The organism is Nitrincola sp., assembly GCF_048264025.1.
Classification (GTDB): Bacteria; Pseudomonadota; Gammaproteobacteria; order Pseudomonadales; family Balneatricaceae; genus Nitrincola.
Genome location: NZ_JBLXDN010000039.1, coordinates 21,335 through 34,063 on the forward strand (window position 1 = coordinate 21,335; position 12,729 = coordinate 34,063).

General features: G+C 49.1%; 11 protein-coding genes. 4 read left to right on the forward strand and 7 right to left on the reverse strand.

The annotated features are described in order from the left end of the window. The first annotated feature begins 53 nt into the window (after positions 1–53). Entirely contained in the window at positions 54–641 is a 588-nt protein-coding gene (locus tag ACN0R1_RS18250) for a YecA family protein (protein WP_417585457.1), read from the forward strand. 188 nt (positions 642–829) lie between these two features. Here the strand turns inward: ACN0R1_RS18250 and ACN0R1_RS18255 are convergent, their stop codons facing one another. Both ACN0R1_RS18255 and ACN0R1_RS18260 read right to left on the reverse strand, forming a co-directional pair. Then, positions 830–1,303, reverse strand: a complete 474-nt coding sequence (locus tag ACN0R1_RS18255) for a glycine zipper 2TM domain-containing protein (RefSeq protein WP_417585459.1) — start codon at positions 1,301–1,303, stop codon at positions 830–832. Between the two features lie 105 nt (positions 1,304–1,408). Further along, positions 1,409–3,208: an ABC transporter ATP-binding protein gene (locus tag ACN0R1_RS18260; protein WP_417585461.1), complete on the reverse strand. Its 1,800-nt coding sequence runs from the start codon at positions 3,206–3,208 to the stop codon at positions 1,409–1,411. 114 nt (positions 3,209–3,322) lie between these two features. On the opposite strand from ACN0R1_RS18260, the gene aroA reads away from it, so the two are divergent. Further along, entirely contained in the window at positions 3,323–4,615 is a 1,293-nt protein-coding gene (aroA, locus tag ACN0R1_RS18265) for a 3-phosphoshikimate 1-carboxyvinyltransferase (RefSeq protein ID WP_417585463.1), read from the forward strand. Positions 4,616–4,678: 63 nt separating this feature from the next. On the opposite strand, the gene ACN0R1_RS18270 is transcribed toward aroA, so the two are convergent. From ACN0R1_RS18270 to ACN0R1_RS18285, 4 genes are all read right to left on the reverse strand, one after another. Further along, positions 4,679–5,080: a hypothetical protein gene (locus ACN0R1_RS18270; RefSeq protein ID WP_417585465.1), complete on the reverse strand. Its 402-nt coding sequence runs from the start codon at positions 5,078–5,080 to the stop codon at positions 4,679–4,681. Positions 5,081–5,107: 27 nt separating this feature from the next. Beyond that, complete coding sequence (locus ACN0R1_RS18275) at positions 5,108–6,208, reverse strand: hypothetical protein (RefSeq protein ID WP_417585467.1); 1,101 nt, start codon at positions 6,206–6,208, stop codon at positions 5,108–5,110. Positions 6,209–6,366: 158 nt separating this feature from the next. Further along, entirely contained in the window at positions 6,367–7,296 is a 930-nt protein-coding gene (locus ACN0R1_RS18280) for an electron transfer flavoprotein subunit alpha/FixB family protein (RefSeq protein WP_417585469.1), read from the reverse strand. Next, positions 7,296–8,045, reverse strand: a complete 750-nt coding sequence (locus ACN0R1_RS18285) for an electron transfer flavoprotein subunit beta/FixA family protein (RefSeq protein ID WP_417585471.1) — start codon at positions 8,043–8,045, stop codon at positions 7,296–7,298. Before ACN0R1_RS18285 ends, ACN0R1_RS18280 begins: the two co-directional genes overlap by 1 nt. A 354-nt stretch (positions 8,046–8,399) precedes the next feature. On the opposite strand from ACN0R1_RS18285, the gene ACN0R1_RS18290 reads away from it, so the two are divergent. Beyond that, positions 8,400–10,034 carry an electron transfer flavoprotein-ubiquinone oxidoreductase gene (locus ACN0R1_RS18290; RefSeq protein ID WP_417585477.1) on the forward strand — a complete coding sequence of 545 codons (1,635 nt, stop codon included), beginning with the start codon at positions 8,400–8,402 and terminating at the stop codon, positions 10,032–10,034. Between the two features lie 75 nt (positions 10,035–10,109). On the opposite strand, the gene ACN0R1_RS18295 is transcribed toward ACN0R1_RS18290, so the two are convergent. After that, a complete protein-coding gene (locus ACN0R1_RS18295) occupies positions 10,110–11,579 on the reverse strand; it encodes a CHAD domain-containing protein (protein ID WP_417585473.1) in 1,470 nt (489 codons plus the stop codon). A gap of 160 nt (positions 11,580–11,739) precedes the next feature. On the opposite strand from ACN0R1_RS18295, the gene ACN0R1_RS18300 reads away from it, so the two are divergent. After that, positions 11,740–12,210: a Dps family protein gene (locus ACN0R1_RS18300; protein ID WP_417585475.1), complete on the forward strand. Its 471-nt coding sequence runs from the start codon at positions 11,740–11,742 to the stop codon at positions 12,208–12,210. Positions 12,211–12,729 lie beyond the last annotated feature (519 nt).

A 12,729-nucleotide genomic window follows, 5' to 3' on the forward strand; every position in this document is an offset into this window, starting at 1 on the left:
CTGAGCCGGTTTACAGGTTAGAATAGCGCAACACGATAACGGGGACTATACACATGACTGCAGCCAGCACAGGTTTGATCACAGAAGCTGAACTTGACCAGCTAGAAGCCTTTCTTTTTTCATCCGCTGTATCTGAGGATGCCTTGGATTTAATTGGAACGCACGGTCTGTTGTGCGCGGTGAATATCAGTCCAATCAAGGTACCTGAACAGGAGTGGCTGGATCTGTTATTCGATTCAGAACCCACCTGGGAATCCGATGCGCAGAAAGCTGAGATTACCGGCCTGTTACGCAAGCTCAATCACACCATTGGTCACGATCTGTATAACGACCAGGAAACGCTGCTGCCCTGTGAGCTGACCCTGGATACAGATGAAGACGATGAAGAAGACACCACTGAGCTAACCATCTGGGCACAGTCCTTTATGGAAGGTGTGTTCATGCGTGAAGAGGATTGGTTCGGTGATGACGAAGAAACCGTAGCCGGTATGCTCTTGCCGATTATGGTAGCGTCTGAATTGTTTGATGACCCTGAAATTCTGGAGATTCGTCAGGATCGCGCGTTAAGCGAAGAGATGGCGGAGCAGATTCCAGAGTTGCTGGTAGATTTGTATTTGTATTATCACGCGCCGGATAAGTAATTTATCACCTAGCCCGCTATTCGCTATTCGCTATTCGCTATTCGCCCACAGAGTGGGCTCCAACAAGGGCTCCTACAAGGGTAATTTTGTAGGAGCCCGGTCTCCGGGCGAATGAATTAATTCCTTGTAGGAGCCCGGTCTCCGGGCGATGATTCGCTCGCAGAGCAGGCTCCTACAAAGAGGATAATTTAATAGGTTACCCGCATGGTGCTGCCCTGTCCTAGGACGCGGACGCGATCACCGGGGCTGAATACCTGGTTTTGATCCACTTCCTGTACGACAGAGACCCTTGAACCATTATCCAGACGTACAGTGATTTCTACACCCTGACGGCGACTGGTAGCTTCTTCAACGCGTTGACCGGCAATACCACCTGCCACGGCACCTAGTACAGTTGCTATCTGCTGACCGGATCCACCACCGATCTGATTACCCAAAACGCCACCGACTACAGCACCAGTACCGGCACCCACTACGCCATCGGTGCGGCCTTCAATAATAATGGGCACAACCGATTCGACACGACCTATTTGTACTGACTGTGCCTGACGCGCTTCTCCACGGCTATAGCTGGTGCCTGTTAGCGTAGATTGTGCACAACCACTCAGCAATATCGCACCGCTGAGCAGGATTGTCAGAGAGGCCACTGATTTTTTATTCATAACTATTCTCCTTTAAGAACATATTCTGCCCCAATATCCTAATAATAGACTATTTTACAAGGGCAAAGCTGAATGGAGCATGAGCGAACCGATGAATGATTGCAATCAAGCCAGTTGATTAGAACCGTAGAGTTTTTTGTAAAGGCCTTGCTGCTGCAACAACTCGTCATGACTGCCCTGCTCAGCTATTTGACCATCTTCAAATACGTACACTTCATCAGCCTGCTTCACAGCACTAAGCCTATGCGCCACAATAATGGTGGTTCGGTTTTGTAAAAAGCTTCTCATCGCCTGGTGCAGTCGGGACTCAGTAGCCGTATCCAGCGCGGAGGTCGCTTCATCCAAAATCACCACAGCCGGATCACTGAGCACCATGCGTGCAATGGCCAGCCGCTGTCGTTGCCCACCAGATAAACGCACCCCTTGGCGGCCCACTAAGGTATCCAACTGATCTGGCAGTTCCTGCTCTACAAAGCTGTCAAGCTGCGCCACCTTGAGTGCTTGCCAGCATTGTTCATCAGTAAACGCATATCCCATCAACAGATTGTCACGCACAGTGCCATTGAATAGCGCCGGTTGCTGCAACACCGTTGCGACCTTTTCCCTGACCCTGGGATAGCCGATTTCACGCACAGAGACCCCATTAAAACGCACATCGCCTTGCGTGGCTGGGTAAAGCCCTAACAGCACCTGGACCAGGGTTGATTTACCCCCGCCACTGGCACCGACTAAGGCTATTTTTTTACCCGCTGGAATATGCAGTGAAATCCCTCGCAACACGTCTTGACCGGGACTGTAGCTGAAATGGATATCCTCCAGATCGATACTGACGCTGGTTTCCTGTTTGAAAGGATCTACAAGGGCTGGGTAACGGGGCTCCTCTTTCAACTCCATCAACCGATTAACCCGAGCCAAGGCCGCTTTGGCACCAAACCAGGCATATTGAATGCCGAGTATTTCCTGCACAGGCCCCATCATGAACCAGAGATAACCAAACACCGCCATCATTTGTCCGACCGACAGATCAGAAAACAACACCATCAACATAGCCACAGAGCGGAACAGATCGAAACCGATCAAAAATACCAGAAAGCTGAAGCGGCTCGCGGCATCTGATTGCCATTCAAAACGACTGGAATGATCTCTGACATCACGCGCCGTATTCACCAGCCTCGCCAGGTAATGCTGTTCGCGGTTGCTGGCGCGTATCTGCTGGATCGCATCCAGTGTTTCTGTCAACGCCCCCTGAAACACCTCGTAAGACAGATTTTCCTGTTTCTTAAGATCCTTGACCCGTTTGCCAATCAACATGGTCAGCCAGATGACGAACGGGTTCAGAAACAGGATAAACAGCGCCAGTTGCCAATGCATCCATAACAGAATAATCGCCGTGCCCAGTATCGACAAAAGCGCCACCAGCAAACGACTGATTGAGCTGCCAACAAAGCGATCAACCGTATCCAGATCTGTGACGAAATGGGATGCCACCCGACCGCTGCCCAGCGTCTCATACTCAGCCATGGAGATACGCTGCAAATGCCCCAGCAAAGAAGCACGTATCTGAAAAATAAGGTCTTTGGATATAATGGTGAACTGTCGCGCCTGCCAGACATTCAGTAATATAGCGGTAATGCGCAACAACACCGTGAACGCAAATACCGAAAAAATATACAAGGCCGGGCCCTGCCACTCCACCGGAAACACACGGTTTACCCCAGCTACAATGCTGGCAGGCTGATCCAGTAGTACTTCATCCACCAGCAACGGCATTAACAGCGGCACAGGCACAGCCGCAACAGCCGCAAGCACAGCAATCACATTGGCCAGAATCAATTCACGGCGATGAGTCAAGGCCACACGCCAGATCGACTGCCAAGTATAGATCGAGGAAGATCCTTCAGACACACGTCGCTCCTTAGATTGCATCACAGGGGATAAGATCAGCGAGTTAAAATCTCGCCCCATCAGGTAATTAATGGTAGTTTAAGCGCTTTCCAGAAACCAATCAGACTGATAATCATGGATAGCCTGACACTAAATCCGCTTTGCCGCGCCGAAGGCGACGTACAACTTCCAGGTTCCAAAAGCCTGTCTAACCGCTTGCTACTGCTGGCGGCCATGGCCGAGGGCGAAACCCGCATCACCAATCTGCTGGACAGTGATGATGTAAAGCACATGCTCAACGCCCTCACGCTGTTAGGTGTTCAGTATCAACTGTCTGATGACCGTCGCAGCTGTACCCTGCAAGGTACGGGCAAGCCCTTCAGTACAGATCAGGCGTTGGAATTATTCCTCGGCAATGCCGGTACCGCCATGCGTCCACTTTGCGCGGCACTCTGCCTGGGTCATGGTGATTTCACCCTGACCGGTGAACCGCGCATGTCTGAGCGTCCAATTCGTGATCTGGTAGATGCCTTACGCCCGCTGGGTGCCGAGGTTACCTATTTAGACAATGACGGCTACCCACCGCTGACACTGCATGCCAATGGTCTCAAAGGCGGACATGTCAGTATCCGTGGCAACATCTCCAGCCAGTTTTTGACCGCCTTGTTGATGGCGGCACCTTTGGCTGAAAATGATCTGATCATCGACGTTGAAGGCGAACTGGTTTCCAAACCCTACATAGATATTACGCTGCACAGTATGCAACTTTTCGGCATCAAAGTCGAGAATGAGAATTATAAGCGTTTTACTATCAAAGCCGGTCAGACGTACGTTTCACCCGGTGAAGTTATGGTTGAAGGTGATGCCTCTTCCGCCTCCTACTTTTTAGCTGCCGCCGCTATTGCCGGTGGAACTGTCAGGGTGTATGGCGTCGGATCGGAAAGTGTTCAGGGCGACAAAGCCTTCGCCGATGTGCTGGCTCAGATGGGCGCAAAGGTCAACTACGGCCCAACCTGGATAGAAGTTAGCCGCGGTGACTCACTCAAAGGCATAGATGTGGACCTGAACGCCATCCCGGATGCCGCCATGACCATCGCCACTACGGCACTGTTTGCCCAAGGCCCGACCGCAATTCGCAATGTGTACAATTGGCGAGTCAAAGAAACCGACCGACTCAGTGCTATGGCAACCGAGCTGCGCAAAGTCGGTGCCGACGTAGTCGAGGGTGAAGATTTTATTGAAATCATCCCCCCTGCCCGCTTAACCTCAGCGGCCATCGACACCTACGACGATCACCGCATGGCCATGTGCTTTTCACTGGCCGCCTTTGGCGATGTCCCCATCACCATCAACGATCCGGGCTGTACCCGCAAAACCTTTCCGGAGTATTTTGATTTGTTTAGGGCTATTACCAAAACGCGGTCGTAGTAGAGTTTTGTAGGAACTCACGTGGTGAGTTCCTACAAAAATAACAACGGGATATATTCTGTCTCAAGCGTCCGGATAAAGTAGTATTGAAATCAAGAATGCAATGAAAAATATAAAGCCAAAAAAAATGATAGCTCTAGCAATATAACGATCAATTGTCTTTATGTAAGGCGCAATATCCTTAACCCTCACACCAACATAAATATCAATATCAGCTATAGTTTTTGCACGCCTTTCAAGATTTTCTGCTGTATCTTTCAATAATATCAGGTAGAGTGGTGTACGCATCATGGTAATATCCCATTGACAGGGTCGCTCCAATCCATCACGTTTCATCTCCCGTTCTATCCGAAGAATAGAATAGAAAAACATTATAAAAAACAACAACAACCCAACAGATACTGACACTCCGAACAATATTAAAATAAAGTCTTCTGATATTATTTCTCTCAAATAATCCATCATATGAAAACAAACACCGTAAATATAAAGTTATAAACTACGGAACAATTTATCGTATATATCACCACCACGATTCTCACCCCACTGGCCAGAAAAGACTGTTACTTGATACACAACATAAACTGCGATACATCCAAGTATAATCCAAGCGATAGGGCCTCCTGCCAAAACGCCTCCAGCTGTAAATTTAACAGCAGCAATACTAGTGCTAGAAAAAAGAGTTGAACCAGCTAGCCCACCAGCAAATGCCCCCGCTGCAAAACCACCCAACTGCCTAGCGCTCTCACGATGCCAATCACCATCACTCTTTTTAACTACATTAACCTTTGAACCCCGAAAGATAGCTTCGGTACCCAATACCAAGGGACCAGCCACTTTAGATATCCAGCGAGCAAAGTCTTTCAATCGATGCGCCTGAAACAAGTCTGAGACCACTATTCTTGGATCAATCTTGCGTCCACGGTTGCGTACAGCTAAAAGAATACCCCGCTTTGGACTATTGATCGCTGTCCCTCGATTGGTAGTGCGCATTACCTCAGGTGCTAATCGCTGCATCGCGACTCTATATTCAGTGGTCAAGTGCTCATAGGCTTGGATAGCATCGCGTCGAGCCAGCGCTTCCCATTGGCCCCTTGGACCTGCACCAGGCATATTGGCAGGAATAGGGTTCTGCAGGGCCAACAGCGCATTTTCATATCTCACCAGCGCTTGTTGAAAACCATCGAGTCGCTGGACTCCTACCCTGGTAGCCGCATGGGATGCACCGATAAGACCCAGCACTTTTTCTATATTATCCTGAGTGAAATATTTTTTGTAAAAAGCAGCTTCACGATGTAGCTCTTCCCCCTCAGCACCTACTGCTTTCATTAACCAGCCGCTCTCCTGGCGTGACAACTGATTAATGACGGAAACGATTGAAGGAGCATAAGGATCTTCAAAGTCCAGCGTATAAGCCTGGCCTTCACTGAGCATACCTGAAGGGCTTAGTTTATTGATCATTCTGAAGCGTTCGATGTGTATTTCATCACCTTCAACAAGCTCAGAAACATGGCAGGCATAAGCAGAAAAATATACGGTAGGCATAGCTACCTCCTTGTAGTGATCAGACCCAGTCAGGGCAGAAATTTCCATACTTCTTTAGTGAAGATTAGCGCTTTTAATCTAGCTGATCAAGGATGACGAAAAGCGTGTCACAGCAAAACGCTACCACCACCCCAGAAGACGAGCTAAAAAAACTCCTGAGCCTAGACCAGGCATCAGGAGTTCAGTGTAACGACTGACTGATTAAATCAGAGCGATTTTTCCAGCTCAGGTACAGCCTCAAACAGATCAGCGACCAGACCATAGTCAGCGACCTGGAAGATAGGTGCATCTTCATCTTTATTGATGGCAACAATCACCTTGGAATCTTTCATACCGGCCAAATGCTGGATGGCACCAGACAGGCCCACAGCAATATACAGCTCAGGTGCGACGACCTTACCGGTTTGACCTATCTGATAGTCGTTGGCAACAAAGCCAGCATCTACTGCTGCACGGGTGGCACCCACAGCACCGCCGAGTTTATCCGCCAGCGTTTCCAGCATTTCAAAGTGCGCTTTATCACCCATGCCACGACCACCAGAAATAATGATCTTAGCAGTAGTCAGTTCAGGGCGATCAGACTGTGCAAGCTCTTCAGAAACCAAGCGGCTCAAACCGGTATCGGTGACCTGAGACAGGCTTTCAACACTTGCCGATCCACCTTCAGCTGCGGCAGGATCAAATGAGGTACCGCGCACGGTAATCACTTTCACAGCATCCAGGGACTGTACCGTTGCAATCGCATTGCCGGCATAAATTGGACGCTTAAACGTATCTGCAGACTCTACCGACATGATTTCAGAAATCTGTCCTACATCCAGCAGTGCTGCAACACGCGGCATGAAGTTCTTACCGTTGGTAGTCGCTGGTGCCAGAATGTGACTGTAGTCAGCAGCAATCTCTTTAATCAGCGCCGCTACGTTTTCCGCAATCTCATGATCATACACGGCATTATCAGCCAACAGCACCTTACGCACACCGGGTACCTTCGCCGCCGCATCAGCCGCCGCCGCACAGCCGTTGCCGACTATCAGCAGGTCAAGATCACCACCGATCTGAGTAGCCGCTGTAACGGTAGACAGCGTAGCTGATTTCAACAGCGCATTATCATGTTCAGCAATCAGTAAAATAGCCATCAGATCACCTTCGCTTCATTTTTCAGTTTGTCGACCAGCTCAGCGACGCTGGCTACCTTAATACCTGCCTGACGTTCAGCCGGTGGCTCGACCTTAAGCAGTTTGGTGTTCGCTTTCACTTCAACGCCATAATCTTCCGGAGATTTGGTATCCAGCGGTTTCTTCTTGGCTTTCATGATATTGGGAAGTGAAGCATAACGGGGCTCGTTCAAACGCAGATCCACGGTAAGAATCGCAGGCAGTTTAACCGCCAGGGTCTGCAGACCGCCGTCGATTTCACGCACCACCTGCGCTTCCGTGTCGCTCAACTCAAGGCCAGAAATAAATGTGCCCTGCGACATGCCAGTCAACGCGGCCAGCATCTGGCCAGTCTGATTGTTGTCGGTATCGATGGACTGTTTACCCATGATCACCAGACCTGGTTGCTCTTCCTCAACGATTTTTGCCAGAATTTTCGCCACTGTCAGCGATTCCAGGGCATCGTCAGACTTGACCAGAATGGCACGATCCGCACCCATGGCCAGAGCGGTGCGCAACTGTTCCTGCGTATTCTGAGGTCCCATGGACACGACAATCACTTCAGAAGCCTTACCGGCTTCCTTCAGTCGCACAGCTTGCTCGACAGCGATTTCGCAAAAAGGGTTAACCGCCATCTTGACGTTTTTCAAGTCGACATCGGTGTTGTCCGCTTTGACACGCACTTTCACGTTGTAGTCGATCACACGTTTGACCGTAACTAGTACCTTCATTTATTTTTCCTTCAGTTTTACCGATCTGAATCCACCTCGGACTATAGCAGAAATCACTGTGAGCGCCATAACCACGAGTCTATAAGAAAATTTTATCAAATAAGGGTTTTCACTTATACTACTAAACAATAATTCCTGTACAACTCAGGTAAACTGAGAGGATTAGGCTGTTCGTGACACTTTATTGCTGCACTGCAAACATTTATTGACCTGGATGCAACCAAATACTGACAAAAAAGGGCATACTGAGGTTATCATTTGTTGAAAGTGTTCTAAAGTTTGAGCACGCTGTAAGGCTATAATCAACCTGTCTGAAAAATAATATAAGGAGCCAGAACTGTGGAACGTGAATCGATGGAGTTTGATGTCGTCATCGTCGGTGCAGGTGTCACCGGTTTATCGGCGGCCTGCCGTCTGATGCAGAAAGCACAGGAGCAAGAGCAGGAACTGACGGTCTGTGTCGTAGAAAAAGGTTCCGAAGTCGGTGCCCACATTCTCTCCGGTGCCGTGATGGAAACCCGTGCGCTGGATGAACTATTTCCCGACTGGCAGGAACGCGAAGCCCCCATTTCCTGCAAAGTCACCAGTGAAGATACCTTTTTACTACTGAACGAAACCAAAGGCATTAAGCTGCCTGGATTCGCGGTTCCCAAACCGATGCATAACAAAGGTAACTACATTGTCAGCCTGGCCAATGTTACCCGTTGGTTGGGCGAACAGGCTGAAGCCCTGGGTGTGGAAGTCTTTCCTGGCTTCCCGGCGTCTGAAATTCTTTACCATGAAGATGGCAGCGTCAAAGGGATTGCCACCGGTGATATGGGTATCGGTGCCGATGGTGAAACCAAGGATAGCTACACACCGGGAATGGAGCTGCATGCCAAGTACACCCTATTCACTGAAGGGGTCCGCGGTCATTTAGGCAAACAGCTGCTAGAACGATTTGAACTGGATAAAGGCAAAGATCCCCAGCACTATGCCATAGGCATTAAGGAACTCTGGGATATCGATCCAGCCAAGAGTAAGCCGGGTTTAGTGGTACACGGCTCCGGCTGGCCACTGACGGACGGTGCCAGTGGAGGCTTCTTCCTCTACCACGATGAAGGCAATCAAGTGGAAGTGGGTCTGATTGTTGATCTTAATTATTCCAACCCCTGGCTAAGCCCCTTCGACGAGTTCCAGCGCTTCAAACATCACCCGGTAGCCAAGCAGTACCTGGAAGGTGGCACCCGTGTGTCTTACGGTGCCCGCGCTATTACCAAAGGCGGCCTGAACTGCCTGCCGAAAATGACTCTGCCCGGTGCATTCATACTCGGCTGTAATGCTGGCACGCTTAACTTTGCCAAGATCAAAGGCATTCATACCGGTATGAAGTCCGGCATGCTGGCGGCTGAAGTGATTGCCGATGCGCTGAAAGCCGGTGATGAAGGTGGCAAGGATCTGGTCCAGTACGAGCAGAGCTATCGGGATTCCTGGCTGTATGATGAGTTGTACCGTGGCCGTAACTTTGGCCCGGCGATGCATAAGTACGGCACCTTCCTTGGTGGTACGTTCAATTTTATCGACCAGAATATTTTTGCCGGTAAAATTCCGCTGACCCTGCATGATCTGCATAAAGATCATGAAATGCTGAAGACTGCGGCCGAATCGAAGAAACTGGAATACCCTAAACCTGACGGCAAGTTATCATTTGATAAGCTCTCGTCGGTGTATTTATCCAACGCCAGTCATGAAGAAGATCAGCCTTGCCATTTGCGCCTGACCGATCCGGAACTGCCGATTCGCGACAACCTGCCAAAATATGGCGAACCAGCACAGCGCTATTGCCCAGCTGGGGTTTATGAAGTCATTGAAGAAAGCAGCGGTCCAAGGTTTCAGATCAACTTTTCTAACTGTGTTCACTGCAAAACTTGTGATATTAAAGACCCGGCACAAAACATCACCTGGGTAACTCCCGAAGGTGGTGGTGGTCCGAACTATCCAAACATGTAAGGAGTTTTCTCCTGACATCGGGCTCCTGCATTCTCTCAGGTTTGCAGAAGCAGGAGCCCAGTTTTTACCTCGACTTCACTTCAACGCCCCCAACGCAGTTCTGCGCTGTTCTTCCAGTCTGGCACTCTGTAAGCCTGCCATATACGCCTGTGCTGTCTGCAAGCTGGTATCCGCCGACGTCAGCCCAGTTAGAATCCGGCTCGCCATGGCCATATCGTTTACCTGACCCAACGCACGTACCGCCGTCAATACAGCATCATACTCCGGCAAGGTTTTACTGGATGGCAATATTGTTATGAAAAAATCCAACGCATAGCGCAGTGGTTTCAATGCGATACGAAGTTGATGTAAATCGTCTAAATCACCTTTGAGGGCTGCTCGATAGCGCTTTTGAATTCGGCTTCGCAAAGGTTTAAGCTGCTGTTTTATAAATGATTTTAATTCCTCATCTTCATGATCAGGCGCTTCCAGAGGGTGCAACTCAGTTACCAGCGTCAGAATTAATCGCCCCTGCTGTTGTAAATCCGGGTGTTCCATCAAGGCATGACGCGCCAGTTCTCGCTGCTTAATCACCAGTTGGTGCAGCTCTGGAAAATGCCAGTGATCGGTTTCAGGTAAAAGACGCAGCGCTGGCAATAGCTCATCACTCATCACATCCAGATCCCGCACTTCGGAAAAAAGCCGGGCATTATCAGCCAGGGTTTTATTCCAGTGCACAAACCAGTCTTGTGGAAGAATCGGTTTAAACAGGCGTAACAGTGCTCTAAGTCGGCGCTGGCTGATGCGCAATTGATGCACAAACTCCGGATCATCGCGGCTTGCAGCACCACTGACATTACCCTGCCATTGCGCGATACATGCAAACGCCAGCGCCTTAAAAGCAGACAGGGGTGTCTGATGTTTACTTAGTTGAACCGAAGGCATTTTAACCGGCTGTTCTGTTTCGCCTTTGAATAGCTTATAACCACGCTCGGCTTTGGATATATCGCTGGGTAACAAGGGCAGGCTATCGGCCAGCTCAACAGCCAGATGCAGCAACTCTTCGGGCTGACCAGACACCAACTCAAGTTCAAGCTCACATATCGGCAGCTTATTCCCCTGTGCAAGAATATCGCCCTGATCAATCATCAGCAGCACTTCAGCTCCTGACTCCATTTTCAGAAACAGTGTTTCACGATTAAACAGTGTTGTAAAAACTGGTTGCAACTGTGGCTGAAGCTTTTGCAGCATTTTACGCACCGGCTTCAATTCCACATCAGAAAAGTCGAATTCACCGGTATAAGGTTTTTCCCATTCCGGGCGCTGACTCAATCCGCCAACGGAAACCGAAGCACATTTGATCGTTTGCAGCCAGATATCACCCTGCTGCCGTGTTCGCAAAGCTACCCGCTGTTGATGCAGCACTAGGTCTGAGGTATCAAAGTAGGTATTATCCAGCGTTTTGACCGGTCCGACAGGCTCTGCAATCTTTAGCAACGGGTGAGCTCGAAGTGCTGGCACATATTGAACAGGCAATGACAGCTTCAGTTCCGTTTCTTTTCCCATACAGCCTCCGCGACACATCGGTAGATATAAATTGACTATCGTGAGTATAAACTTAAATTATTGTCATATATCGTCATTCACTCAAAATTCACGCTAAACTGTTAGTATAGATTCAACAGTCAAATGACTGGAAACAAGACAACCTGTTAAGGAGCAAGATATGACTAACATGGATATCGGTATCAACAAAGCAGACCGTGAAAATATCGCTGAAAGCCTGAAGCATCTACTGGCTGATACCTATACGCTTTACCTGCAAACGCACAACTTTCACTGGAATGTGACTGGACCGCAATTCCGCGAACTCCACCTGATGTTTGAAGAACACTACAACGAGCTGGCTATTGCTGTAGACGACATTGCTGAACGTATTCGCACCCTGGATGTCGCCGCACCAGGTACCTATAAAGAGTTTGTGCGCTTGAGCAACATCAAAGAAGTTGAAGGTGTGCCAGCGGCTAAAGATATGGTGGATATACTCACCCAGAGCCACGAAACTGTCGTCAGAACCTGCCGCGATGTACTGAAACACGCCCAAGGCGCTGATGATGAGTCCACCGCAGCACTGGCATCTGATCGCATGCGCGTGCATGAAAAAACCGCCTGGATGTTGCGGGTTATAAACAAGTAGGAGCCCGGTCTCTGGGCGATCTTGATTTTTGTAGGAGCTCGGTCTCCGAGCGATCTTATTCGCTCACAGAGTGAGCTCCTACAGGGTAAATTAAATTAATTACAAAAGAAGTTGAGAGGTTCACATGGCATCCTTGCCAGATCCCCTCTCGTCACTGAACTATCCTTGTTCAGCGGCCACTTAAGGACCAGAAAAGTGGACTTTTTTATCAGATAACTTCATTCCCTGAAGTTTGCTGCCAGTCCTTGGCTTATCTGATAGGTTCAGACTAAACGCATACTACGAGTATGGATATAGGAGTTTTTCCTAAAAATAGAGTTTTTTAAGAAAAATATTCTAAAATTGATCTGCATCAATACATTTATGCAATTTTATTTGCCAGAACACCTAACGTTGCAATGTAGGAGCCCGGTTTCTGCGTGATTCGGTTCGCTCGCGGAGCGAGCTTATATGGACCCGCCCGTGTTGCAAGCTATTTTTGACTCGAGCAGATGTGTTGCACGCTTATATCCGACCTAT